Raw genomic sequence first — 25,832 nt, 5'->3', positions numbered from 1 at the left:
GGATGGTCCGGCCTAGCGCCGGGGCAGCAGCCGGCGCGCTGCCGCATAGTCGCGCAGCGCCTCATTCATCAGCGTTTGCCAGCCGCTGCCGGTTGCCTTGTAGGCCGCCAGCACGTCGGGATCGATGCGTAACGTCTGATTGACCTTGCGCTCGCCGACCGGTTTGGCCGGCCTGCCGCGACGTTTCGCCAGTGCATCGGCTTTATCGTCGCCGAGCAGCTCCCGTGCCGGGCGCATCTTCCTGAACTGCTCTGTCGGCACTGACACCGCACTGGGGTCTTGCGCAATGCCGCGCGCGATGGCGGCGTCCTCTGCCGGGGTGGGGCGGATGAGGTCAGGTTTCCTGTTCATAGTGTCTGCCCGGAAATGGCGTTGAACCGTTTATGCTACAGCACAAAAGATCGAGCTGACATGGCATGGAAGCAGTCGGGTCGCTTTTTGCGGCATAAAGCCACCGAAAGTACTGGTCATATGTCTCGCTTCTGACACATTCAGGCTACAATTCTGACGTAATCACGAATCATTCCTATTCGTAATCAGAATTTTCCACTTGTGATGCCGCTTCGGCGGCAGTTCCACCTTCAGACCCCTGAGTGATGCCTCTGCACCCGAACCGTCGGGCAAAGCCGCGCTTTGCCCGCTCCGCGCTTGTCACCCCCTGCCGTCTTTCCCTGACTACCCTTGTGCTGAGCCTGCAGGCCGGCGGCGTGTTTGCGCAGGCCGGCGCGAGCCCTGTGCCTGCCGCGCCGGCAGCCGCAGCCGCAGCGGAATTGCCGGCGGTCACGGTGCGCGCGACCAGCGACGATGAAACCGCCACCGGCCCCGTCCATGGCTTTGTGGCGAAGCGCAGCGCCACCGCCACCAAGACCGACACGCCGGTAATGGAGACGCCCCAGTCGATCACCGTGATCACGCGCGACCGCATGGAGGCGCAGGGCGCGCAGAGCGTGCAGCAGGCGATCGGCTACAGCGCCGGTGTCTACGCCGGTCCCTTCGGCAATGACGCACGCGGTGACTGGGGCCGGTTTCGCGGCACCGAGTTCACGCAGTATCGCGACGGCTTGCTGAACCAGGTCGGCTTCTACAACAACGTGCGTCCCGATGTTTACGCACTCGAGCGCATCGATGTGCTGCGCGGGCCGTCGTCGATGCTGTTCGGGCAGGGCGCGGTCGGCGGCATCCTGAACCTGGTCAGCAAGCGACCGCAGGCGGAAGCGGCGCGCGAGATCGGAGTGCAGTTCGGCAACTACAACCGCAAGCAGGTGCAGGCCGACCTGACCGGTCCGCTCGATGCGGACGGCAAGTGGCTGTACCGACTGGTGGCGCTGGCGCGCGACAGCGACACGCAGGTGGACTACGTGCAGGACAACCGCTACCTGATCGCGCCGTCGCTGACCTGGCGGCCGACCCAGGACACCTCGCTGACGCTGCTGGCCAACTTCCAGCGCGACGTGAGCGGGACTTCAGTCGGATTCTTCCCGTGGCGCGGCACGCTGACCCCGAACCCGGGCGGACAGATTCCGGACCACCTGTTCATCAGCGAACCCGGCTTTGACCGCTACACCGCGGAGCAGCAGTCGGTCGGCTATGAATTCCAGCACAGGTTCAACGACACCGTGACGGTGCGGCAGAACCTGCGCTACTCGCACAGCTCGGTGGACTACCGCAGCATTTATGCCGCCGGCTTCAACGGTGCCGGCCACGGCTGGGTGCCGGGCAGCAATTCGCTGCTGCGCCGCACGGTCTACGTCAACCAGCCGACGCTGAACTCGTTTGCGGTGGATACCCAGGCGCAGACCAACTTCCGCACCGGCCCGGTCCAGCACACGCTGCTGACCGGCGTGGACTACCAGCACTCGGAAATCACCGGCAGCGCCGGCGTGGGCGGCTCCGCCGCGCCGCTCAATGTGTTCAATCCGGTTTACGGCAATTTCACGCTACCGGGCTCGCGCGCCCTGAATCCCGCGACGCAGGCGCAAACCGGCCTGTACGTGCAGGACCAGCTGGCCTGGAACAAATGGCTGCTGATGCTGGGGCTGCGCTATGACTGGTCGCGCGCCGCGCAGGACAACACGCCGTCGGCCAGCCGCGACGACAACGAGCTGACCAAGCGCGCCGGCCTGATGTACCGGTCCGACATCGGCCTGAACCCGTACGTCAGCTACTCCGAGTCGTTCCAGGGGCTGGCCGGCTTCAACAAGGCCAACCAGGCCTTCAAGCCGCTGCGCGGCTCGCAGTGGGAGGCGGGCATCAAGTACCAGCCGCCGGGCAAGAACGCCACGCTGACCATCGCGGCGTTCGACATGCGCGAGAAGAACCGCAAGACCGCCGGCGTGGTCAACGGCATTCCGGATTCGGTGCAGGTGGGCGAAGCGCGCACGCGCGGTATCGAGGTGGAGGCACTGGCTTCGCTGACGAACCGGCTCGACCTGATCGCCACCTACACCTACCTGGACGCGCGCGTGATCGACGGCACCCCGGCCGAGGTCGGCAAGAAGCTGGCGAGCACGCCGTCGAACATGGCATCGCTGTGGGCCAACTATCGCTTCAAGCTGTTCGGGATGCCGGGCTTCGTGGCGGGCGGCGGCCTTCGCTACGTCGGGCCCAGCTATGACGGCAACGACCAGAACCGGGTGGGCGGCGTGACGCTGTACGACGCCATGATCGCCTATGACCACGGCCCGCTGCGGGTCGCGCTGAACGCCAACAACCTGTTCGACAAGCAGTTCCTGACTACCTGCCTGGCGCGCGGCGACTGCTACTTCGGCGCGCGCCGCACGGTGGTGGGCACAGTTACCTATCGCTTCTGAGTGCGGCCGGCGCACAGCACCGAGCCCACGGCCTAATCCGAGTCGGGAATGGGCGCGCCCTGCACTTTGGGCGCGGGCTCGGCCCGCAGGGCGTCCGCCGGCAACAGCCTGAGGAAGGTGCGCGCGATCTCGGGGTCGCGGCACGCCAGCCAGTCGTCCCACTGCGCGCGCGGCACGATGACCACGGCGCGCTTCTCGTCGCCCGGCTTGTGGAAGCGCTGCAGCAGCGGGTGCTGCGCCGAGTTGACGGTCAGCATGGTGAAGGACAGCGCCTGGTCCGGCCAGCCGCGCCACAGACCGGCAATGCCGAAGGCCGGCTCGCCGGGCAGCCAGACGCGCCAGCGCACCGGCTTGCCCGGTGTCGCGCCGTCCGCCTCGCTGTCGGGGTACGCAAACTCATAGAACGCCGTGGCCGGTATCAGGCAGAGCTGGCCCTGGCGCCAGTAGCGCGCAAAGGCGGGCCGCTCGCCGACCGTTTCGCTACGGGCATTGGTGGTGTCGTAACGCCGTGTGCCCGGAGGAATGCGCGCGCGCGGCACCATGCCGAACGAGGCCAGGTCCGCGCTGCGTGCACCGCCGTCATCGGCGCGCACGATCGGCGCCGCATAGTCAGGGTAGGTCTCGGCCTTGTACACGCCCGCGGGTGGCTCCACGCCGAAGATCTCCCGCAGGATGCGTCGCTGGACCGGGGCATAGTTGGTGCACATGCGCTGTCTCCCAAGGGGATGCCCGTATCGTGTGGGACCCCGGGGCGTCGCGTCAAGGCCGCTTCGGCCCCGCCAAGCCGCCCGGCAAGGATGGCAAAAACCGTCAGCCGCGCTGGCGGAATCGGTTATTGCCGGATCGGCGCGCCGTGGCGCACACTCTTGCGGCAGCCGTGGCGCGGCAAAGCGCACGGCCATCGACTACAAGGCACCAGCCGGATCCAGGAGACACCATGCGCGACTACGCCCAAGCTTTCGACGGATTTTCCTATGACGACGCCGTGGCCCGGCAGCTGCACGGCAGCCTGGCGGCGATGAACGCCTGCGTCGAATGCTGCGACCGGCACGCGCAGCCCGGCCGCATTGCGCTGAACTGGGAAGGGCGCAACGGCGATGCGCGCAGCTGGACCTTCGCCGAGCTGCAGGCACTGTCGGCACAGTTCGCGGGCTTCCTGAAGGCGCAGGGTGTGCAGCCCGGCGATCGCGTCGCGGGCCTGCTGCCGCGCAACGCCGAACTGCTGGTGACGATCCTCGGCACGTGGCGCGCCGGGGCCGTCTACCAGCCGCTGTTTACCGCATTCGGGCCCAAGGCCATCGAGCACCGGCTCAATGCGTCGGGCGCGAAGGTGGTGGTCACCGATACCGCCAACCGGCCGAAGCTGGATGAAGTGGCCGGCTGCCCTGCCATCGTCACCGTGGCCGGCACCCAGGGCGGCACGCAACAGCCCGTGAGCGCGGGCGATTTCAGCTTCTGGGCCGAGCTGGCAAGCCAGCCGGCATCGTTCGCGCCGGTGGTGCGGCGCGGCGACGATCCCTTCCTGATGATGTTCACCTCCGGCACCACCGGCCCGGCCAAGCCGCTGCTGGTGCCGCTCAAGGCCATTGCCGCATTTGCCGGCTATATGCGCGACGCGGTCGACCTGCGCGACGACGACGCGTTCTGGAACCTGGCCGATCCGGGCTGGGCCTACGGCCTGTACTACGCCGTCACCGGGCCGCTGTCGCTGGGCCATGCCACCACGTTCTACGACGGCCCGTTCACGGTCGACAGCACCTGCCGGGTGATCCGCAAATACGGCATCACCAACCTGGCCGGCTCGCCCACGGCCTACCGGCTGCTGATCGCGGCGGGCGAGGCCGTGTCCGGCCCGCTGCGCGGGCAGTTGCGCGCCGTCAGCAGCGCCGGCGAGCCGCTCAACCCGGAAGTGATCCGCTGGTTCGCCAGCGAGCTGGGCGTCACCATCCACGACCACTATGGCCAGACCGAACTGGGCATGGTGCTGTGCAACCACCATGCCCTGGCCCACCCGGTGCGCATGGGCGCGGCCGGCTTTGCCAGCCCCGGGCACCGTGTGGTGGTGGTCGACGACGCGCTGCGCGAACTGCCGCCCGGCCAGCCCGGCACGCTGGCGCTGGACCTGAAGCGCTCGCCGATGTGCTGGTTCGGCGGCTACCACGGCACGCCCACCAGCGCCTTTGCCGGCGACTATTACCTGACCGGCGATTCCGCCGAGCTCAACGACGACGGCAGCATCAGCTTTATCGGCCGCGCCGACGACGTCATCACCACCTCCGGCTACCGGGTGGGCCCGTTCGACGTGGAAAGCGCGCTGATCGAGCACCCGGCGGTGGTCGAGGCGGCGGTGATCGGCAAGCCCGACCCCGAGCGCACCGAGCTGATCAAGGCCTTCGTGGTGCTGGACCCGCAGCACCAGGGCTCGCCCGAACTGGCCGAAACGCTGCGCCTGCACGTGCGCACGCGCCTGGCGGCCCACGCCTATCCGCGCGAGATCGAGTTCGTCGCCGAACTGCCCAAGACCCCCAGCGGCAAGGTCCAGCGCTTTATCCTGCGCAACCAGGAGGTCGCCCGCGCGCGGGAGGCGGCCGGCGCCTGAGGCCTATCGGCACAGCCGGGTCCGCCGTTGGCGGCAGGGCCCGCGCCGGACCGCTTCCTATAATGAGGAAGCGGTTGCCGGGGTCCCGGGGGTGAAGGAGGCCGCGGCGCCGCTCCCGCGCGCCTGCAGGCAGGGGCGCGCATCCCTCCATCTCCAGACCAACCGGCGAGGCGACAACATGCAGAGTAGCGAAGCGGTGCTGACGCAGGCGCGCGCAGCCCTGGCCCATGTGCCTTATCAGGGCCATGTCCTCCATCCCACCATCCAGCTGCGGCTCTCGGACGGGGCGCTGATCCTCGAGGGCGAGGTAGCCGATATCGTCGACAAGACCCGGGCCGCGGCGACGCTGCGGCGCGTGGACGGCGTCACCAGCGTGATCGACCACCTGCGCGTGGCCAACGGCGGCGCGCCGGTCGGCGACGGCGAACTGCGCGACGCGGTGTGCGAGCGCCTGCTCAATGCCGTCGAATTCCACGATTGCAAGATTTGCGCGCGCGTCAAGGGCAAGCCGGAGGCCATGCGCGAACCGGTGAACCAACGCAACGGCTGGATCGAGGTCGCGGTGCAGGACGGCGTGGTGACGCTGTGGGGGCAGGTAATCAGCCTGTCGCACATGCGCCTGGCCGGCGTGCTGGCGTGGTGGTCGCGCGGCTGCCGCTGCGTGGTCAATGAACTGGTGGTGGCACCCGCCGAGACCGACCGCGACGATGAGATCACCGAGGCGCTGATGCTGGTGCTCGAGACCGATCCCTTCGTCGATGCCGCCCAGGTCAGCGCGCATACCCAGGACCGCGTGGTCACGCTCGAGGGCTGCGTCAGCAACGAGCGCACGCGCCGCCAGGCCGAGCGCGATGCCTGGTATGTGCAGGGCGTGGAGGACGTGGTCAACCACATCGCGCTGCGTCCCTGAGCGCGGGCACGGGACCGGCTATCGGTGCGCGGCGCGCTTTGCAGCGGTATCTTCCATGCGCCAGTAGCGCCGCCGCGCCCGCAGCGCGAAGCGGGCGCGGTAGTCCGACATCGACATGCCGGTGGCACGCTGGAACAGCCGGCGGAACGCCGCGGCGTCGCTGTAGCCGCAGGCCTCGGCAATGGCATGGGTGCCGTGCAGCGTGACTTCCAGCAGCATGCGGGCACGCTCCACGCGCAGCGTGTGCAGGTAGTCCAGCGGTGTCATGCCGGTGACCTGGCCGAAATGCCGCAGCAGCGTGCGTTCGCTGACCGCCGCCGCCTGCGCTACCGCGGCCAGACGGTAGGGCTCGGACACATGCTCGCGCAGCCATTGGATGGCGCGGTAGACCGGGCTGTCGGCGGTGCGGCCGAGCCAGCGTTGCGACACCAGCGCCGGCACGCTGCGCTGGCGCTCGGGCTGGAACAGCATCAGCCGCGACGCCGCCTGCGCCAGGTCGGGGTCGTGCAGATGGCCCAGCACGCGCAGCATGAACTCCACCTGCAGCGCGGGCGCCACGCACGAAAACACCTGCCCGTGCACGCTCATGGCCGCGTCGCTGGCCAGGTCGCAATGCGGATACTGGCGCGCCATCCAGCTCTGGAACATCCACGGCGCGCCCACGCTGGCGCCATCGAGCAGGCCCAGCTGCAGCGGCAGCACCATCCCTGACGCGCACGCGGCAATCCAGCCGCCGGCGCGCGCATGGCGCTCCACCAGCCGCAGCGCCGCGGCATCGCGCTGCACCAGTTCGCCCAGTTCCGGCGCATTGCTGGCCAGCAGCGCGGGAATGACCAGCAGCGTGCGGCTGCCCGGTACGCGTGCGCGCCGCGTCGACGATACCAAGCCCGGCAGCTCCGTGGCCAGTGTGCGGCCGTTGGCGCGGCACAGTTGCCAGCTCAGCGTCGGCGCGGCACCGGGGTGCTGCAGGCTGGCCACGCCCGCCACCGTGCGCAGCACGTCGAGCGTGGTGAACAGGCTGCCGGGCATGGCTTGCGGCAGCCACAGCAGGCGCACGTGCAGGGGGACGTTCTGGGACGATGGCGCGATGGGGGCGGTGGGGGCGGTGGGGGCGGCGGGGGCGGTCATGCCTTGGGGCGGTCCGAAGGGTTGGAGATGGCGGGGCGGCGGAACGCCGTGGCGGGATCGGCATCCGGATTGGCGATATTGAACCTCCCCATAGTGGCTGGCAAGGACTAGCATCGTGCCGTTGTGCCGTGGCGATTGGCCAGGACCGCGGCACCCCAACAAGACCATACCGAGGAGATTCCATGCCGTTTTCCGTCCGCCACGTTGCCATTGCCGCTGCCCTGACGCTTGCCGGGACCGCCATGCCGGCCATTGCCGCGCAGCCCGATGCCGCGCTGCTGTCCGCCGCGCAGGCTGCGCAGCCCAGGGTCGTGCAGTCGCTCAAGGAGATGGTGTCGATCGAATCCGGCAGCGCCAATGCCAAGGGGCTGGCGCAGATGGCCAGCTATACCGAGAAGCGCCTGCAGGCGCTCGGTGCCAAGGTCGAGCGCCTGCCCGTCACCAAGGGCCCGGGCACCATGGTCAAGGCCACCTTCACCGGCACCGGCAAGCGCCGCGTCATGCTGATTGCCCACCTCGACACCGTATACCCCGACAACACGCTGGCCACGCAGCCGATCCGCGAGGAAGGCAACCGGCTCTATGGCCCCGGCATCGCCGACGACAAGGGCGGCATCGCCGTGATCCTGCATTCGCTCGAGATCCTGAAGCAGCAGGGCTGGCGCGACTACGCGCAGATCACGGTGCTGTTCAACCCGGACGAGGAGGTCGGCTCGGTCGGTTCGGCCGAAACCATCGCCACGCTGGCGGCGCAGCATGACGTGGTGCTGTCGTGCGAGCCCACCGCGGCCAAGGATGTGGTCAAGGCCGAGGCGCTGCTGCTGGGCGCCTCCGGCACCGCCACCGCCACCATGCAGGTCAAGGGCCGCGCCTCCCACGCCGGCGCCGCGCCCGAGCGCGGCCGCAATGCGCTGATCGAACTGGCCCACCAGCTGCAGCAGACGCGCGACGCGGCCAGCCTGGTGCCGGGCTCGCAACTGAACTGGACCCAGGCCCAGGCCGGCACGGTGCGCAACCAGATCCCTGAAAGCGCCGTGGCCTATGGCGACGTGCGTACCACGGCAGCCGGTGCCGCCGAGAAGCTGAAGGTGGCGCTGCAGGACAAGGTCAAGACCAGCCAGCTGGTGCCCGACACGCACACCACGGTGACGATGGAAGAGGGCCGTCCGCCGTTCGTGGCCGATGCGCGCGGCCGCGCCCTCGCCAAGCGCGCGCAGGAAATCTATGCCGAACTGGATGGCCGCACGCTGGCGCTGGCCGAAGGCACCGGCGGCGCTACCGACGCCAGCTACGCCGCCCGCTCGGGCAAGCCCGCGGTGGTGGAGAGCTTCGGGCTGGCGGGCTTCGGCTACCACGCGCGCGACGAATACATCGAACTGGATTCGATCGTGCCGCGCCTGTACCTGATGACGCGGATTCTGCAGGATATTGGCCGCAACTGAGCCTCCGCCCCAAGCCCGCCCCCGGGCTTTCCCCCATCCCGGCAAAGGCCAGCCGCAGGCCTGCTACAGTGTCATGGCCGCCTGCCTGGCGGCCATGACAAAAGAGCTTCCGGGGAGACAGCAGATGAATCGCAAAGGCCTGGTCGACGCCGCCATGGCGCTCGAAGACCTGGCGGCCGGCAACGTGCCCGCGCCCGCCCAGGTGGCGGCGGGCGCCGCCGCACTGGAAAAGCTGCACGCCGATTTCCCGGCCTGGCGCGACGTGGGCGATGCGCTGTTTGGCCTGAAGGCGCTGGCCGGCGGCAGCGGCATGGGGCTGGACGCGAAAGGGCGCCAGCGCGCCGGCCGGCTGGCCGACGTGGTGCGCAGCCTGATCGACCAGATCTGAGCGCCGGAACTGAGTCAGCGCGCAGCTACAGCATCGACTCGATCGGCAGGATCGACAGGAACCAGATGCCGAGACGACGCCACCAGCTGGTGTTCGGCTCGGTATCGTGGCGGATCACCTCATCGCCGCGCCGTTCCAGCCAGTAGAGCTGGCCGGTCTCGTCCAGCTTGACCTGGTAGGCCGCCTGCGGGACCACGCTGGCGAAGGTGGATTCGATCCGGCCCGCCAGCGCGGGGCTGTCGATAATAAAGCCGAGTTCGGTGTTGAGCATGGCCGAACGCGGATCGAAATTGAACGAGCCCACGAAGACCCGGCTGCCATCGACCGCAAAGGTCTTGGCGTGCAGGCTGGAGCCCGAGCTGCCGAAGGGGCCGGCGCGCTCCTCCTTCTTGCGCGGCGCGGCCGCGCGGCGCAGCTCGTACAGGTCCACGCCGGCCTCGAGCAGGGCCTTGCGCCGCTTGGCATAGCCCGAATGCACGGCGGCCACGTCGGTGGCCTCCAGCGCATTGGTCAGCACGCGTACCGCGACGCCGCGCCTGGCCATATCGGCGAAATAGGACGTGCCGCCGGTCGAAGGCACGAAGTAGGGCGAGACCAGGTCGAGCTCGCGCTGCGGCTCGCCCAGGATCTCGCGCAGCTGGTGCGCCACCAGCGTGCTGCGCGAGGCTTCGCCCAGCGCCTTGGCGGGATTGTCGCTGACCATGCGCGTGCTGGCCCACTGGAACTGCAGCGTGCCGTCGAGCATCCGCTGCACGTCGGGCAGTTCGCGCACCGCGGCCAGGTAGGCCGCCGCGGCCGGGTTGCGCTCGACCTCGCGCGCGTGTCCGACCAGCGCCTGCAGCCGCTCCACGCTGACCGGCGGCAGCAGCCGGTCGACCGGGTAGGCCGACGCGCTGGACCAGTAGCGGTCGAAATCCTGCGCCACGTCGCCGGCCGCCGGACCGACTGCAATCACGTCGAGGTCGGCGAACAGCACGCCGTCGGTGGCGCCGAAGTATTCGTCGCCGACATTGCGCCCGCCGATGATGGTGGCGACGCCATCGGCGGTGAACGACTTGTTGTGCATGCGCCGGTTCAGGCGCCGGAAATCGGTCAGGAAGTTGAGCGCCTTGGGGTGGCGGATCACGAACGGGTTAAAGATGCGCACCTCGACCTGCGGGTGCGCGTCCATCGCGGCCAGCAGTTCGTCCATGCCGGCAATGCCGTTGTCATCGAGCAGCAGGCGTACGCGCACGCCGCGATCGGCGGCCTCGTGCAGGGCCTCGAGCAGCAGCGTGCCGGTCAGGTCGTCGCGCCAGATGTAGTACTGCACGTCGAGCGTGCGCTGCGCGGTGCGCGCCAGTTGCACGCGCGCGGCAAAGGCGGCGTAGGCGTTCTCCAGCGGGTGGATGCCGCTCAATCCCGGGTGCTGTGCCACTGCGCCGGCCAGCGCCTGGCCCAGCGGCGTGGCTTGGGCTTCGGCCGGCGTCAGCGCAGCGGATTCGGTGCGGGGATTCAGCGGCGGCAGCGCGCAGCCGCCAAGCAGGGCGGCGCAGCACAGCATCAGCGAACTGGCGCGCAGGCGGCGCTGGGGGGCGAATGCGGCGTGGGTCGGCAATGGCATTGGGCGTCGGGACGGCCCGGTTGCGGGGCCCCGTGGTTGCGGCAATGGCGCCATGTTGCCATGCCCAGTCGGGTGCGTCGCGATTCGGGCGGGCGCAAGCGGCTGCGCCATGCACCAGACTGCGCCCTGGCGTGCGCCATGGCGTAGCACGGCAGCGCAAAAACCGTTGAGTCTTCGAGGTACGGCGCTGGCCCGGAACCTGCATGAGCGGCGGCAAGAGTAGAAGCGTTCACCAGCCGCGTGCCAGATCGATGCGCATGCGGGCTGGCCGGGAATTGCTCTTGAAGTCCGTGCCCCGCGCCGTTGCGCAGGCTGGCACCGTCGGCCTCAGGAGCGCGCTGTCCCGGCGCGCATTGTCGTTGGCGGCCATGCCTGGGCCGGCGCGGGGCAAGTCCCCTGACCCGCTTGCCACGAGGAATGCCATGACCCAGCCAGACCAAGCCTGCACCCTGGACGAACTCCGCCGCGAATCGCGCATGGGCGCGTTCGGCTCCGAAACCCGCCAGCGCGAGATCCGCCGCATCGACCTGTCCGACTACGCGCGGCGCAAGCCGCAGATTGCCGACGCGCTGTGGCAGGCATCGATCGACGTCGGCTTCTTCCAGCTCGCCAACCACGGCATCGACCTCGCCAGCGTGCACGATGCCTTTGCCATGACCGAGCGCTTCTTTGCGCTGCCCGTTGAAGTGAAGGCGCAATACCCGCTGCAGAAGGCCAACAACGCCGGCTGGGAAAGCCGCGCGCAGGTCCGGCCCTCCACCGGCACGCCGGACCAGAAGGAGTCCTACCAGATCACGCGCCCGCACATGGATGGCCTGTGGCCGGGCGAGGACGAAATGGCAGGCTTCCGCGACACCATGCTTGCCTTCGAGGCGCAATGCTGGGAAGTCGGCATGAAGGTACTGTCATGCTTTGCCGACAAGCTGGGCTTTGCCAGCGACTTTTTCACGCAGGCGCACGATCCGCGCGCGCCGGACTACCAGAGCACGCTGCGGCTGCTGCACTACTACGCGATCCCGCCCGAGCTGCGCGACGGGCTGGGCCTGTGGCGCGCCGGCGCGCATACGGACTTCGACTGCCTGACGCTGTTGTTCCAGCGCCCCGGCCAGGGCGGCCTGCAGGTATGCCCGGGCAAGGAGATGGCGGCGCAGGCATGGACCCCGATCGAGCCGGACGAGACCGTCATCACTTGCAATATCGGCGACATGCTGATGCGCTGGAGCGATGACCGGCTGCCGTCGAACTTCCATCGCGTCCGCAATCCCGCGCCGGGCGAGTACATGGGGTCGCGCTACAGCATGGCGTTCTTCTGCCAGGCCAACCGTGGCGCGACCATCGCGGGGCCGGGCGGCAAGTATCCGCCGATCAGCGCGGGGGATTACCTGCGCCAGCGGGTCAATGCGAACTTCAAGGGGGATTGAGGAGGGTGCGGCAGCGCGGCGAGCCCGGACCCGCGTGGTCCAGGCCCGCCGGCCGAGCGTGCTGCGCTCAGGACGCGGCCACCACGCCGCAGGCAATGCGGCCGCCGGCATTGCCGGTGGGCTGCGTCTTGTAGTCGTCCGGATCCTTGTGCACCACCACCGCGCGGCCGATCACGCTGTTGGTGCCGGTGCCCACCGACAGCGACGGCAGCAGCATGCTGACGCGCACGTTGCCGCTGGCATCGGCGGTGACGTTGTTCATGTCGCCGGCATGGTGGTCCGGCATGGTCATCTGCCCGTGGGGCTTGCCGGTCGGGTTGAAATGGCCGCCCGCGCTCATCGCGTCAGGCGCGGAGCAGTCGCCTTTCTCGTGGACGTGGAAGCCGTGGACCGAATTGGGCGGCAGCCCGGTAATCGCGGCGGTCATCATCACGCCGCCGGGCTGCTGCTGGAAGGTGACGGTGCCCGCGGTGTTGGAGCCGCTCTTGGGCTGCAGCGTGGCCGACGCGCGTGCGCCGCTGGTGGCGCCGGTGGCGGACGGCTGGGCCGCCGACGACGAGGTCATGCCGGAGCCGGCGCAGCCGGCCAGTGCCAGGGTTGCGGCGATGCACGCCGCCAGGGGGAGAAGCACTTGTTTCATCGGAATCCTCTTCTTGTCGTGATTTCGGATGAAACAGTATAGGTCGGCGGCCGCTGAACCGATTTCCGGTTTTGTCCTACATGGCGCCTGGCACACGCGCCGCTGGCGGATCGCGCCAGCGGGGTGGCCGTTCAAGTTAGCGACTCAGGCCGCCACGGGCAGCGGCTGCTGTGCCGCACCAAAGTGCGGATGGCGCGAGAACAGCTCGGCTGCCCAGTTCACGAACACCCGCACCTTGGCCGACAGGTGCCGGTTCTGCGGATACATCGCCGAGATCGGCAGTTCATCGGTCTGCCAGTCGGCCAGGATTTCCACCAGCCGGCCGCTGGCCACATAGGGCTCGGCCATGGCGCGCGAGATGCGCGCGATGCCGTGGCCTTCCAGCGCGCAGCCGAGGTAGACATCGGCGTCATTGGTGGAAATGGCGGAGGGCAGCAGCACCTCGCCGCGCTCGGTGCCGCGCGCCAGCGGCCACGGCATTTCCCGGCCGGTGCGGTTGGACAGGAAGTTGACCGCCTTGTGCTGCGCCAGCTCGGCCAAGTCATGCGGCGTGCCGCTGCGCTTCAGGTAGATCGGCGAGGCGTAGAACGCCAGTTGCACATGGCCGATGCGGCGGGCCACCATGGCTTCGTTCAGCGGAATGCCGACGCGCAGCACCACGTCGACGCCTTCCTGCAGCAGGTCGATCGGCTTGCCGTTGATGGTCAGCTCCAGCTTCAGGTCCGGATAGGCCTGGAAGAATTCATGCAGGTGCGGCACCAGCACCAGTTGGGCCAGCCCGGCGGTGGTGTCGACCGACAGCGTGCCGCGCGGCGAATTGTTCTGGCGCGTCAGCGACTGCTCGGCCTCCTCGACATCGGCCAGGATGCGCACGCAACGCTCGTAGTAAGCGGCGCCGTCGTTGGTCACGCTGATGCGGCGCGTGGTCCGGTGCAGCAGCTTCACGCCGAGGTGGGTCTCCAGGTTCTGGATCAGGCGGGTCAGCGTGGCCTTGGGCAGGTCCATCGATTCGGCGGCACGCGCAAAGCTGCCGACATCGACGACCCGGGTGAATGCCTGCATTGATACGAGACGGTCCATGATGAGGTTCCGACGATAGATCCGAACGGCGTGCCGCCCGCGCTCGTGGCGCACGCGGCCTGTGTTGTTGTGATGGGGAGTCTGCCGGCTGCTGGCACTGGATGCGCGCTGGCTGGGCGCGATGCCGGCCTGAATTCAGTCAGGCGTCCGGCGCCGCGGGGAATCCACCCACGGGCCGGGCGCGCAACGGCCTGGCCAACCGCCGCGCGTGCCGAGAGCGGGAGTGAATCACAAAATCCAAGACCTTGTCATGCGTGGGGATTTCAGTTTTCAGACGCATGACAGCCCGGTTTGCGATTATTCCAATCCCGGAACAGTGCATTGGCGATCTCTCGCTTTATCCCATCCTCGTCAATCACCATAATCCGTTGCATCGCAACACTCAAGCGCATTGTCCATGCCGTGCGCCGCTGCCATGTCACAGAAGCCAGGCCAACGCTCCGCAGCCGCCAGCGCCGCCACTGCCCCCGCGGCAGCCGGGCCGGGACAGGCGCGCGTGGCAGAGCACACGGTGACCAGCGACGGCCGCGAGATCCTGGTGCGGGTGTGCTATCCGCCGGGCTATCCGGCACCGGGCATCGACAGCGCCGCGCTGCTGCCCTGGCTGGTGTACCTGCACGCCGGCGGCTTCGTCGACGGCGGCCTGGAACATGCGTGCCACCTGGTGCAGGACCTGGCCACGACGGTGCCCGCGGTGGTGGTTACGCCGGCGTATTCGCTGGCGCCCGACCATCCGTTCCCGGCAGCGCCCGAGGATGCGCACAGCACGGTGCAATGGGTGTTGCGCAATGCCCGGCGCCTGAAGGTCGACAAGACCCGCTTCGCGCTGGTGGGCGAGGAAGCCGGCGGCAACCTGGCGATCGCGCTGGCGCAGATGCTGCGCGACCGCGGTACCGCCCAGCCGCGCGGCCAGTGGCTGATCCGCCCGGTGACCGACCCGTGCCTGCAGCATGCCTCCTGCGCGGGTTTTGGCGGCGGCACGGTGCCGATGGAAACGCTGCGCCGGCTGGCCGACAACTATCGCGACTACCTGCCGACGCCGGCCGATACGGTGCATCCGTATGCCGCCCCGGCGCTGGCCTCGCGCCTGGCCGGGCTGCCGCCCACGCTGGTGCAGGTGGCCGAACACGACGCGCTGCGTGCCGAAGGCGAAGCCTTCGCCGGGCGCCTGGGCAAGGCCGGTGTGCCGGCCCAAGCCATGATCATGCCCGGCGCCTGCGGCGACGGCGTGGAAGAGGCCCATGACAGCTGTCAGGCATGGGTCGACGAAGGTGCGCGGTTCCTGCGGCGATGTCTGGCCGTGGCCGACGCCACCTCATCCCTGACTGAACGCCACGCTGGCGCCAACGCCAGCGGGCCTGGAGCCAAGCCCGCCGGCTGAGCCGCTCCAGACAACCGCCAGCCGGCTCTGTTTCGGCCAGAGCCAGGACCGTAGCGCGCAGTGATGCGCGCGGTCCCAAGTCCGACCATCAGCTTGACCATGGTTCCGATCCGCCCGCGCGGACCGGCAGGCGGCGTTCGGCCATTTGCTTTTCCGGTTGAAGAAAACCCGATCCAGGAGTTTGAGAAATGCAGCAGCAGAAGCGACGTACCCTGATTGCCCTCGCCATCGTCGTGGTGCTCGGTGCCGGCGTGGCCGGTTCGATCCTGCGCCCGTGGCACAGCGGCGAAGCGCACGCCAATACGCCGCCGCCGGCGCCGGCCATCGAGGTGGCCGCGGTGGTCGGGCAGACCATCACCGAGTGGGATGAATTCTCCGGCCGCCTGGAAGCGGTGGACCGGGTCGAGATCCGCCCGCGCGTCGGCGGCACCATCGATGCCGTGCACTTCCGCGAAGGCGCGCTGGTGAAGAAGGGCGATCCGCTCTTCACCATCGACCCGCGGCCTTATGCCGCGGAGGTGGCACGCGCCGAGGCCGCGCTGGCCGCGGCGCAGGTGCGCGCGGCCCACGCCAAGAGCGAGGGCGAGCGCGCCCAGCGCCTGCTGGACGACAACGCGATCTCGCGGCGCGAGTTCGACGAGCGCATCCATGCCGCGCGCGAAACCGGCGCCAACGTGCGCGCCGCGCAGGCACAGCTGGAAACCGCGCGCCTGAACCTGGCCTACACCCGCATCACCGCGCCGGTGTCCGGCCGCGTGTCGCGCGCCGAGATCACGGTGGGCAACCTGGTGGCGCCCGGCGTGGCGACGCCGCCGCTGACCACGGTGGTGTCGGTGTCGCCTATTTACGCCAGCTTCGAGATCGACGAGCAGAGCTACCTGCGCTACACCGCTCCCGGCGCCGGCGGCGGACAGGCCAACCTGCCGGTCTTCCTGGGCCTGGCAAACGAAGACGGCCATCCGCATCAAGGCAAGATCCAGTCGGTCGACAACCGGCTCGATACGCGCAGCGGCACCATCCGCGTGCGCGCGGTGTTCGGCAACGACGACGGCCGCCTGCTGCCGGGCCTGTACGCCAAGGTCAAGATGGGCGGCGGCGCGCCGCATGCGGCGGTGCTGGTCAACGACCGTGCGGTCGGCACCGACCAGGGCAAGAAGTTCGTGCTGGTGGTCGACAAGGCCAACAAGCTGGTCTACCGCGAAGTCGAGCTCGGGCCCAACTATGAAGGCCTGCGCGTGATCCGCAAGGGGCTCAATCCGGGCGAGAACATCGTCGTCAATGGCCTGCAGCGCGTGCGCCCGGGCGACACGGTGCAGCCCAAGACGGTGGCCATGGCCTACCGCAGCGAACTGGAACCGCGCCCGGCAGCGCCTGACCGCAAGCAGGCCGCGAGCGAGAAGGGCGACGCGGACGCGAAGCCGGTGAGTTGAGCCCGCACACCCAGCGCCCCTAGTTTTGCATCGTTCCCCAGGCTATTGATGGTGCCCGCCACGAGCGGGCCGCCAGGGGAGCGCTTTTAGCAGAGACCAACATGAATCTCTCAAAATTCTTTATCGACCGCCCCATCTTCGCGGGGGTGCTGTCGGTGCTGATCTTCCTGATCGGCGCCATCTCGATGTTCAAGCTGCCGATCTCGGAGTACCCGGAAGTGGTGCCGCCGTCGGTGGTGGTGCGCGCGCAGTATCCGGGCGCCAACCCCAAGGTGATCGCCGAAACCGTGGCGTCGCCGCTGGAAGAGCAGATCAACGGCGTCGAGGACATGCTGTACATGTCGTCGCAGTCCAACAGCGACGGCCTGCTCACGCTGACCGTGACCTTCAAGCTGGGCACCGACCCGGACAAGGCACAGCAGCTGGTGCAGAACCGCGTCTCGCAGGCCGAGCCGCGGCTGCCGGAAGACGTGCGGCGGCTTGGCATCACCACGGTCAAGAGTTCGCCGGACCTGACCATGGTGGTCCACCTGGTCTCGCCCAACGACCGCTATGACATGACCTACCTGCGCAACTACGCGGTGATCAACGTCAAGGACCGGCTGGCGCGCCTGCAGGGCGTGGGCCAGGTGCAGCTGTTCGGCTCGGGCGACTACGCCATGCGCGTGTGGCTCAACCCGGAAAAGATGGCCGAGCGCCAGCTGGCCACCGGCGACGTGATCAAGGCCATCCGCGAGCAGAACGTGCAGGTGGCGGCCGGCGTGATCGGCCAGTCGCCGTCGCTGCCGGGCGCCGACCTGCAGCTGTCGGTCAATGCGCAGGGCCGCCTGAGCACGGTGGAAGAGTTCGGCGATATCGTCGTGCGCACCTCCGCCGACGGCGCCGTGACCTACCTGAAGGACGTCGCCCGCATCGAGCTGGGCGCGTCGGAATACGCGTTGCGCTCGCTGCTCGACAACAAGCCGGCGGTGGCGATTCCCATCTTCCAGGCACCAGGCTCCAACGCCATCCAGATCTCGGATGACGTGCGCAAGACCATGGAAGAGCTGAAGCAGAACTTCCCCGACGGCATCGACTACAGCATCGTCTATGACCCGACGCAGTTCGTGCGCCACTCGATCGAGGCGGTCACGCACACGCTGTTCGAGGCGATTGCGCTGGTGGTGCTGGTGGTGATCCTGTTCCTGCAGACCTGGCGCGCGTCGATCATCCCGCTGCTGGCGGTGCCGGTGTCGATCGTCGGTACCTTCGGCCTGATGCATCTGTTCGGCTTCTCGATCAATGCGCTGTCGCTGTTCGGGCTGGTGCTGGCGATCGGCATCGTGGTCGATGACGCGATCGTGGTGGTGGAGAACGTCGAGCGCAATATCGAGGAAGGGCTGACGCCGAAGGAGGCCACCTACAAGGCCATGCGCGAGGTCAGCGGCCCCATCATCGCCATCGCGCTGACGCTGATCGCCGTGTTCGTGCCGCTGGCCTTCATGACCGGCCTGACCGGGCAGTTCTACAAGCAGTTCGCGCTGACCATCTCGATCTCGACCATCATCTCGGCGTTCAACTCGCTGACGCTGTCGCCGGCGCTGTCGGCGCTGCTGCTCAAGAGCCATGACGCGCCCAAGGACTGGCTGTCGCGCTGGATGGACCGCGTCTTCGGCGGCTTCTTCAAGCGCTTCAACAAGTTCTTCGGCCGCAGCGCCGAGAGCTATGGCCGCGGCGTGAAGGGCGTGATCCGCCGCAAGGGTTCGGTGTTTGGCGTCTATGCGGTGATGCTGGCGCTGACCTGGGGCGTGTTCCAGCTGGTGCCCAAGGGCTTCGTGCCGGCGCAGGACAAGCAGTACCTGGTGGGCTTTGCCAAGCTGCCTGACGGCGCCACGCTGGACCGCACCGAAGACGTGATCCGCAAGATGAGCGACATCGCGCTCAAGCATCCGGGCGTCGAATCGGCGGTGGCCTTCCCGGGCCTGTCGATCAACGGCTTCACCAACAGCCCGAGCGCCGGCATCGTGTTCGCCACGCTCAAGCCGTTCGAGGACCGCAAGAGCGCCGAGCTGGGCGGCGCGGCCATCGCGGCCGAGCTGAACCAGAAGTACGCGGCGATCCAGGATGCCTTCATCGCGGTGTTCCCGCCGCCGCCCGTGCAGGGCCTGGGCACCATCGGCGGCTTCAAGCTGATGATCGAGGACCGTGCCGCGCTGGGCTATGACGCGCTGTTCGAGGCCACCAATGCGTTCGCCAACAAGGCGCGCGCCACGCCCGAGCTGACCGGCATCTTCAGCAACTACCAGGTCAACGTGCCGCAGCTCGACGTCAGGCTGGACCGCGTCAAGGCCAAGCAGCTGGGCGTGCCGGTGACGGACGTGTTCGACACGCTGCAGACTTACCTGGGTTCGGCCTATGTCAATGACTTCAACAAGTTCGGCCGGACCTACCAGGTCAAGGTGCAGGCCGATGCGCCGTTCCGCGCCCATGCCGAGGACATCCTGCAGCTGAAGACGCGCAACGCCGCCGGCGACATGGTGCCGCTGTCGTCGCTGGTGCAGGTGAAGCAGGGCTTCGGTCCGGACAGCGTGGTGCGCTACAACGGCTTTACCGCCGCCGACATGAACGGCGGGCCCGCGCCCGGCTTCTCGTCGGGCCAGGCGCAGGCCGCCGCCGAGCGCATCGCCGCGGAAACGCTGCCCAAGGGCATCAAGTTCGAATGGACCGAGCTGACCTACCAGGACATCCTGGCCGGCAATGCCGGGATCTGGATCTTCCCGCTGTGCGTGCTGCTGGTGTTCCTGGTGCTGGCTGCCCAGTACGAGAGCCTGACGCTGCCGCTGGCGGTGATCCTGATCGTGCCGATGAGCCTGCTGGCGGCAATGACCGGGGTGTGGCTGACGCAGGGCGACAACAACATCTTCACGCAGATCGGCTTTATCGTGCTGGTGGGCTTGTCAGCGAAGAACGCGATCCTGATCGTCGAGTTTGCGCGCGAGCTGGAGCATCACGGCCGCACCGTGGTGCAGGCCGCGATCGAGGCCAGCCGCCTGCGCCTGCGCCCGATCCTGATGACGTCGTTCGCGTTCATCATGGGCGTGGTGCCGCTGGTGATCTCCACCGGCGCCGGCGCCGAGATGCGCCATGCGATGGGCGTGGCGGTGTTCGCCGGCATGCTTGGCGTGACCTTCTTCGGGCTGTTCCTGACGCCGGTGTTCTACGTGGCGCTGCGGCTGCTGGCCACGCGTGGCCAGCGCCGCGCGGCGACGCAGGAGCAGGGCTCCGCCCGCCTGACCGCATCGGCTGAATAATGGTGATCAACATGAATGCCCCTGCAATGTCGACAACAAACTACTGGTTGCCGAAACTGGCGACGCTGGCCGCCGCGCTGATCCTGGCCGGCTGCTCGCTCGCGCCGACCTACAAGGTGCCGGAGACGGCCACCGTGCCGGCCTTCAAGGAAGCCGAGGCGGCCCAGGCCGAAGGCGCGCAATGGAAGACCGCGACGCCGGCCGAGGGCCAGCATCGCGGCGAATGGTGGAAGATCTTCGGCGACGCCGAACTGGACCGCCTGATCGCCGCTGCGGGCGAATCCAACCAGGATCTCGCCATCGCCGCGGCCCGCCTGAAGCAGGCGCGCGCCTTTACCGGCGCGACCGAGGCGGACCTCTATCCGCAGCTGAGCGTGGGGCTGGACCCGACCCGCTCGCAGCCGTCGGCGGCGTCGCAAGGCTTGCCCGACGGCACCCGCGTGCCGCCGCAGACGGTGCTGAAGGCGCGCGCCTTCGCCAGCTATGAGCTGGACCTGTTCGGCCGCGTCGCGTCCAGCGTCAATGCCGCCCGCGCCGAAGGCGAGGCCGCCGAAGACCTGTACCGCTCGGTGCAGCTGGCGCTGCAGGCCGACGTGGCGCAGGCGTATTTCGCGCTGCGCACGCTGGACAGCGAGCGCGAGCTGCTCAAAGCCACCATCAGGCTGCGCGAGGACGCGCTGTCGCTGCTGAAGAAGCGCTATGACGCCGGGGAAACCACCGACCTCGATCCGGCACGTGCCGAAGCCGAACTCGGCACCGCGCGCGCCGACCTGGCCGGCATCGAACGCCGCCGTGCCAACCAGGAGCATGCCCTGGCGGTGCTGACCGGGGTGCCGCCGGCGGCGTTCGCGCTGCCGTCCAGGCCGTTCGATGCCGCGCCGGTGGCGATCCCCGCCGGGCTGCCGTCCGAACTGCTGGAGCGTCGCCCGGACATCGCCGCGGCCGAGCGCCAGATGGCGGCGGCCAACGCGCGCATCGGCGTGGCCAAGGCGGCGTTTTTCCCGCGCATCACGCTGACCGGGTTGTTCGGCTTTGAATCGGCCGACCTGTCCAACCTGTTCAAGTGGTCCTCGCGCACCTGGATGCTGGGGCCGCTGATCGGATCGAGCATCGCGCAGACCGTGTTCGACGGGGGCCGCAACAGCGCCAACCTGGCCGGTGCCCGCGCCGCGCACGAGGAAACGGTAGCAAGCTATCGCCAGACCGTGCTGGTGGCCTTCCGCGAGGTGGAAGACAGCCTCGCGGACGTGCGCTGGCTCAGCCAGCAGGCCGGCGCGCTGGACAGCGCACTCGGCGGCGCGAAGCGTGCGGCGCGGATTTCGCGCAGCCGCTATGACGCGGGCGCGGTCGACTACCTGACGGTGATCGATGCCGACCGTACCGTGCTGCAGTCGCAGCGCGAGGCCAACCAGGTTGCCGGCCTGCGCGCGGCCGCCACGGTATCGCTGGTGCGCCGTCTGGGCGGGGGCTGGGGCCCGCTGCCGGCAACGGTGGCCACGGCGCCGGCGCCTGCGGCCGACGGCGCTGCCACCCCGGTGGCGCGCTAAGCCACGCACGGGACTGGCGCGATGCCGGGCAGTCACTACACTGTAAGCATCGCGCCATGCGCATGGGATGCACGGGTGCTTCCCGGTTGCGTCCGGTTGCGTCCGGTCCCGCCGCCATGCTTGTCCGACACAGGAAACTGCTCTGGGGGTTCGTCTTCGCCGCGCTCACCGTGGGCGCGCTGGTGGCGCCGCTGCCGGGGCTGGACCGCACCGCGATCCATGACGAGGTGGTGATCTCGCGCCCGCCGGCGCAGGTCTTCGATTTTGTTGCAACGCCGCGCCATTGGCCCGCCTGGCATCCGGCGTCGCTGGCGGTGGCGGGCGCGACCGACCATCCGCTCGAGCGCGGCGAGCGTGTGGCCGAGACCTTCATGCTGGCCCGGCGCGGCGGCGTGGTGGTCTGGACCGTGATCGAAAGCCAGCCGCCACGCACGTGGTCGATCGAGGGCGTGGCCGCGGGCCACCGCGTCGGCACCATTACCTACCGGCTGACGCCGGCGATGTCGCCGTCGCTGACGCCATCGGCCGAGCGCACCCGCTTCGAGCGGGAGTTCCGCTACCGCTCGCCGACGCTGCTGTTCGCACTGATCAACTGGCTGACGCTGCGCGACCAGCTCCAGGCCGAGTCCACCGAAGCCGTGCGCCGGCTCAAGTCGCTGCTGGAGGCCCAGCCTGCGCCATAGCGCGCGACCCGGTCACGATCCCGCTCCCGATATTGCACAATACCGGCTTTGCAGGACTTGCATCGACCGGAGATACCGCATGGCAAAGCAGGGCGCACTGGGCCTCAGGAGCATTGCGTTGTTCGAAGCGGCCAAGGGGCTGCTGGTGATCGTGGCCGGGCTCGGCCTGGCCGCACTGCTGCATCGCGATGCCCAGGCGCTGGCCGAGGCCATCATCCAGCGCTGGCACGTCAATCCGGCCAGCCGCTATCCCACCATCTTCCTGTCCTTGCTCGAGCATCCCGACAACGCGCGCCTGTGGGCTATCGGTGCATCCGCCGCGGCCTACGCGCTGCTGCGCTTTGCCGAAGCTTATGGGCTGTGGCGCGGGCTGGCCTGGGGCAACTGGCTCGGCGTGTGGTCGGGCGGCATCTACATCCCGCTGGAACTGTACGAAGCCCTGGTCCATCCCAGCTGGCTGCATGGCGCGCTGGCCGCGGCCAACCTGCTGGTGGTGCTCTACCTGGCGCGCGGGCTGTTGGCGAAATCGACCACCAGGGGATCGTGATCGGAAGACCGGTACGGGTCATGCGCATAGAAGGCCGGCGCGGCGCCTGAGCCCGGGGCCGAGGCATAGGAGAAGGCCGCAGGCTCATCGGCATTGATATGCCACGCATGTACGGCCACCACCTGCGCCGCGGCCGAGGCGTCGGCAAGCACATGGTCCAGATAGCCGGCCTGCGCCGCGTAGACGTAGCTGTAGGTGTGCGGGCCGGCAAAGCGCGCGACCAGGTCGGCGTAGCCGCGTCGTGCCAGCAGGCGTATCGGGTCTTCCATCGCGTAGCTGTTCAGGTCGCCGATCACCAGCACGCCGGCTTCGGCGATGCCGGTCGGCGCGGTGCCCAGCCAGCGCGCAAGGGTGTCGGCGGCCTGCACGCGCGCGGGATTCCAGCAGCCCTGGCCGTCGCGCTGGTCGGCTTGCGCGCCGGCGGCCTCGACGCAGTTCTTGGATTTGAAATGGTTGACCACCACCGTCACCGGCGCGCCACCTGCCGCCGCGCGGAACGTGGCTGCCAGCGGCTGGCGGCTGCGCTCGCCCAGCCATGTGGTCGCCACCCGGCCGGCGGGCAGCGCGGTGCGGGCGTTGTACAGCAGCCCGACCGCGATGGCATCGGTGCCGAGCGCGGGCGTGCCTGGGTCGGCCACGCGCCAGTCCGGCCCCAGCAGCGTGGCGAGCTGGCGGATCGCGCCGGTCGGGCCATAGCCATTGTTCTGGACTTCCATCAGGCCGATCACGTCGGCGTCCAGGCCGCGTAGCGCGGCCACCAGCTTGGCCTGTTGCCGTGCCAGCGCTGCAGTGTCCGGCGCGCCGCGGTTGTCGGGCGCATCCAGGCCCCCGCCGTGGCCATCGCCATTGAAGTAGTTCTGCAGATTAAAGGCCGCCACGCGCAGCGCGGTGGCCGGATGCCGCGGCGGTGCCGCGGGGCGCGGGTTGGCGTGCTGGTAGGCCGGTGCGCCGGCACCGCGTACCGGCTGCAGCCGCCATTGTCCGTGCCGTCGCTCCAGCACCCCCTGCACGCCGGTGACGGTATCGCCGGCGCGTACCGGATGCGCTGGCGAGAGTCGCGGGGGCGGGTAGGGCACCACGGCAGGAAACTGGCGTGTCGAGCCATCGTCGAGCAACAAGCGGTTGCGTGCGTTGGCGGCGGCGGCTTGCCGCGCAGCCGGCCCCGGCAGTGCCTGTTGCGTGGGCGCGATGGGGCGCCCGTGGCTCAGCACCAAGGTGCCATAACGGCCCAGTTCGTGGGCATCGCTGACGGTCAGCGTCTGTGGCAACCGTACCAGCATGCCCTCCATGGCGGCCAGGTCGGATTCGCCGGCAAGCGGCAGCGTCAGCGTTTGCGGCGTGACGGACAGCCCGCGCGCGCATACGGCGGGCGAGCCCGACAGCGCCAGTTGCGTTTGTCCGAATTTTTCTTCGATCTTTCCGGACACGCGCACCATGTCGCCGACATCGGCCCGGGCGCGCGGCGCGTAGACAAAGAGCCCTTCCGAAAGACCGGGTCGATGCAGGCGCTGCGCATCCGCGGTCTGCAGGAAGAAGCCGCGCAGGCCGCCGTCGCCGCTGAAGTCCGCCGTGACGATGGCCTGGACTTCGACCGTGCGGCCGGCAAGCGGCGAGACCTGGCCGGGGCTGCGGATCTCGGCAAGCGCGGTCGCGGGGCTGCCGCATGGCTGCATTGCAGCATCGGCGCCGGACGAACATCCCATCAGGCAAGCCAGGGACAGGGCGGACAGCGCAATGCTGCATTCAGGCGGAGGCAGACGCATGACGGTTTCGGCAGGTGTTGGCAAGGTGGACGATGCTAACCCCCGCTTGTAACGGAATGCTTGCCGCGGGCATGTGACGCCGCGATCGTGCTAAGGTAGTAGAGACCCGCCGGTACCCGACCGGCGCCGGCATCCACCTCATCGCCACGACGACATGATCAAGGAAATCGCGCAAATCACCATCAAGCCCGGCATGGACAAGCAGTTCGAGCAAGGCGTAAGCCAGGCCACGCCGCTGTTCCTGCGCTCGCACGGCTGCCACGGGGTGCAGCTGTTCCGCTCGATCGAGCAGCCGGAACAGTACACCCTGGTGGTGGACTGGGAAACCGTCGACGACCACATGGTGCTGTTCCGCGAATCGCCCGAATTCCAGCAATGGCGCGGGCTGGTAGCGGAAACCTTCGCCGCGCCGCCCAACGTGCACCACGTGTCCAAGGTCCTGTAAGCCGCGCCATGAACACCCGGCCCGAACGCCCCCGCCATTTCTCGATGCTGCGCGAACTGCAGCTGGCCGATGTGTTTACGCTCGGCAACGCGGCCTGCGGCATGGGGTCGGTGTTCTTCGCGATGTTTTTCGTCGCGGACCAGCAGTTGGCGCATTTCTATACGGCCGCGGCGCTGGCACCGCTGGCCTTTATCTTCGACGTGCTGGACGGCCGCATCGCGCGCTGGCGCCATGCGCATTCCGCGCTGGGGCGCGAGCTGGACTCGCTGGCCGACGTGATCTCGTTCGGCGTCGGCCCCGCCACGCTGGCCTTTGCCGCCGGCATGCGCGGCGGCTGGGACCTGGCGGTGCTGATCTACTTTGTCTGCTGCGGCGTCAGCCGGCTGGCGCGCTTCAACGTCACCGCCGAATCGCTGGCAGCCGGCAGCGACAGCGGCAAGGTGGCGTACTTCGAAGGCACGCCCATCCCCACCAGCGTGCTGCTGACCGCCGTGCTGGCGTGGTGCGCCTCGCAGGGCCAGCTCGGTGCCGAACTGCCTGGCGGCGCATGGGCGCTCGGCCCCGCCGTGCTGCATCCGCTGGTGCTGCTGTTCGCGCTGTCGGGTACGCTGATGGTGAGCAAGACGCTGCGTATTCCGAAGTTCTGAGTGGCCGGCGCGCATGACGCCGGCGAGTTCTCTTTCTCGTTCTCTCCGCCAGCGCTGACGCGAACAACGCCTCACGCC

General features: G+C 68.8%; 21 protein-coding genes. 14 read left to right on the top strand and 7 right to left on the bottom strand.

Annotation, left to right across the window (positions count from 1 at the left end; genetic code table 11):
• Positions 1-12: 12 nt before the first annotated feature.
• Positions 13-351 carry a BrnA antitoxin family protein gene (locus A2G96_RS27255; protein WP_082819115.1) on the bottom strand — a complete coding sequence of 113 codons (339 nt, stop codon included), beginning with the start codon at positions 349-351 and terminating at the stop codon, positions 13-15.
• A 245-nt stretch (positions 352-596) separates the two neighbouring features.
• On the opposite strand from A2G96_RS27255, the gene A2G96_RS27250 reads away from it, so the two are divergent.
• Complete coding sequence (locus A2G96_RS27250; RefSeq protein WP_062803287.1) at positions 597-2,810, top strand: TonB-dependent siderophore receptor; 2,214 nt, start codon at positions 597-599, stop codon at positions 2,808-2,810.
• A gap of 32 nt (positions 2,811-2,842) precedes the next feature.
• Here the strand turns inward: A2G96_RS27250 and A2G96_RS27245 are convergent, their stop codons facing one another.
• Positions 2,843-3,517 (bottom strand): SOS response-associated peptidase, encoded by a 675-nt coding sequence (locus A2G96_RS27245; RefSeq protein WP_062803286.1) that lies wholly within the window; start codon positions 3,515-3,517, stop codon positions 2,843-2,845.
• 230 nt (positions 3,518-3,747) lie between these two features.
• Here A2G96_RS27245 and A2G96_RS27240 point away from each other — a divergent pair, with 230 nt between their 5' ends.
• Both A2G96_RS27240 and A2G96_RS27235 read left to right on the top strand, forming a co-directional pair.
• Positions 3,748-5,409, top strand: coding sequence for an AMP-binding protein (locus A2G96_RS27240; protein WP_062803285.1), 1,662 nt, complete (start codon positions 3,748-3,750; stop codon positions 5,407-5,409).
• Between the two features lie 178 nt (positions 5,410-5,587).
• Complete coding sequence (locus tag A2G96_RS27235) at positions 5,588-6,319, top strand: BON domain-containing protein (RefSeq protein WP_062803284.1); 732 nt, start codon at positions 5,588-5,590, stop codon at positions 6,317-6,319.
• Positions 6,320-6,337: 18 nt separating this feature from the next.
• On the opposite strand, the gene A2G96_RS27230 is transcribed toward A2G96_RS27235, so the two are convergent.
• Complete coding sequence (locus A2G96_RS27230) at positions 6,338-7,447, bottom strand: GlxA family transcriptional regulator (protein ID WP_062803283.1); 1,110 nt, start codon at positions 7,445-7,447, stop codon at positions 6,338-6,340.
• A gap of 182 nt (positions 7,448-7,629) precedes the next feature.
• Between A2G96_RS27230 and A2G96_RS27225 the strand changes: the two genes are divergently transcribed.
• A complete protein-coding gene (locus tag A2G96_RS27225) occupies positions 7,630-8,889 on the top strand; it encodes a M20/M25/M40 family metallo-hydrolase (protein ID WP_062803282.1) in 1,260 nt (419 codons plus the stop codon).
• A 124-nt stretch (positions 8,890-9,013) separates the two neighbouring features.
• On the top strand, positions 9,014-9,277 hold the full coding sequence (locus A2G96_RS27220; protein ID WP_062803281.1) for a hypothetical protein: 264 nt from the start codon (positions 9,014-9,016) through the stop codon (positions 9,275-9,277).
• 25 nt (positions 9,278-9,302) lie between these two features.
• Here A2G96_RS27220 and A2G96_RS27215 read toward each other — a convergent pair whose 3' ends face one another.
• On the bottom strand, positions 9,303-10,880 hold the full coding sequence (locus A2G96_RS27215; protein ID WP_062803280.1) for a phospholipase D family protein: 1,578 nt from the start codon (positions 10,878-10,880) through the stop codon (positions 9,303-9,305).
• 422 nt (positions 10,881-11,302) lie between these two features.
• Between A2G96_RS27215 and A2G96_RS27210 the strand changes: the two genes are divergently transcribed.
• Positions 11,303-12,301 carry an isopenicillin N synthase family dioxygenase gene (locus A2G96_RS27210; protein ID WP_062803279.1) on the top strand — a complete coding sequence of 333 codons (999 nt, stop codon included), beginning with the start codon at positions 11,303-11,305 and terminating at the stop codon, positions 12,299-12,301.
• A 67-nt stretch (positions 12,302-12,368) separates the two neighbouring features.
• Here A2G96_RS27210 and A2G96_RS27205 read toward each other — a convergent pair whose 3' ends face one another.
• The gene (locus A2G96_RS27205) at positions 12,369-12,941 is read right to left on the bottom strand and encodes a superoxide dismutase family protein (protein ID WP_062803278.1); all 573 of its coding nucleotides are present in this window, start codon (positions 12,939-12,941) and stop codon (positions 12,369-12,371) included.
• Between the two features lie 144 nt (positions 12,942-13,085).
• Complete coding sequence (locus tag A2G96_RS27200) at positions 13,086-14,021, bottom strand: LysR family transcriptional regulator (RefSeq protein ID WP_062803277.1); 936 nt, start codon at positions 14,019-14,021, stop codon at positions 13,086-13,088.
• 415 nt (positions 14,022-14,436) lie between these two features.
• Between A2G96_RS27200 and A2G96_RS27195 the strand changes: the two genes are divergently transcribed.
• The 6 genes from A2G96_RS27195 (at position 14,437) to A2G96_RS27170 (ending at position 22,899) form a co-directional block, all read left to right on the top strand.
• Positions 14,437-15,402: an alpha/beta hydrolase gene (locus tag A2G96_RS27195; RefSeq protein ID WP_062804156.1), complete on the top strand. Its 966-nt coding sequence runs from the start codon at positions 14,437-14,439 to the stop codon at positions 15,400-15,402.
• 188 nt (positions 15,403-15,590) lie between these two features.
• Positions 15,591-16,832 carry an efflux RND transporter periplasmic adaptor subunit gene (locus tag A2G96_RS27190; RefSeq protein ID WP_062803276.1) on the top strand — a complete coding sequence of 414 codons (1,242 nt, stop codon included), beginning with the start codon at positions 15,591-15,593 and terminating at the stop codon, positions 16,830-16,832.
• 101 nt (positions 16,833-16,933) lie between these two features.
• On the top strand, positions 16,934-20,122 hold the full coding sequence (locus tag A2G96_RS27185; protein WP_062803275.1) for an efflux RND transporter permease subunit: 3,189 nt from the start codon (positions 16,934-16,936) through the stop codon (positions 20,120-20,122).
• 11 nt (positions 20,123-20,133) lie between these two features.
• The gene (locus tag A2G96_RS27180) at positions 20,134-21,669 is read left to right on the top strand and encodes an efflux transporter outer membrane subunit (RefSeq protein ID WP_062804155.1); all 1,536 of its coding nucleotides are present in this window, start codon (positions 20,134-20,136) and stop codon (positions 21,667-21,669) included.
• Positions 21,670-21,785: 116 nt separating this feature from the next.
• Entirely contained in the window at positions 21,786-22,352 is a 567-nt protein-coding gene (locus A2G96_RS27175) for an SRPBCC family protein (RefSeq protein WP_062803274.1), read from the top strand.
• Positions 22,353-22,431: 79 nt separating this feature from the next.
• Positions 22,432-22,899, top strand: coding sequence for a DUF2127 domain-containing protein (locus A2G96_RS27170; protein WP_062803273.1), 468 nt, complete (start codon positions 22,432-22,434; stop codon positions 22,897-22,899).
• On the opposite strand, the gene A2G96_RS27165 is transcribed toward A2G96_RS27170, so the two are convergent.
• The gene (locus A2G96_RS27165) at positions 22,851-24,662 is read right to left on the bottom strand and encodes an ExeM/NucH family extracellular endonuclease (RefSeq protein WP_062803272.1); all 1,812 of its coding nucleotides are present in this window, start codon (positions 24,660-24,662) and stop codon (positions 22,851-22,853) included. The genes A2G96_RS27170 and A2G96_RS27165 overlap by 49 nt on opposite strands.
• Before the next feature lie 154 nt (positions 24,663-24,816).
• On the opposite strand from A2G96_RS27165, the gene A2G96_RS27160 reads away from it, so the two are divergent.
• Positions 24,817-25,107: an antibiotic biosynthesis monooxygenase family protein gene (locus A2G96_RS27160; protein WP_026164392.1), complete on the top strand. Its 291-nt coding sequence runs from the start codon at positions 24,817-24,819 to the stop codon at positions 25,105-25,107.
• Positions 25,108-25,115: 8 nt separating this feature from the next.
• Positions 25,116-25,754: a CDP-alcohol phosphatidyltransferase family protein gene (locus tag A2G96_RS27155; RefSeq protein WP_062803271.1), complete on the top strand. Its 639-nt coding sequence runs from the start codon at positions 25,116-25,118 to the stop codon at positions 25,752-25,754.
• Positions 25,755-25,832: the final 78 nt, after the last annotated feature.

This window comes from Cupriavidus nantongensis (assembly GCF_001598055.1).
Taxonomy (GTDB): domain Bacteria; phylum Pseudomonadota; class Gammaproteobacteria; order Burkholderiales; family Burkholderiaceae; genus Cupriavidus; species Cupriavidus nantongensis.
The sequence above is the reverse complement of the archived record's forward strand: the minus strand, read 5'-3'. Positions and strand labels throughout refer to the sequence as shown.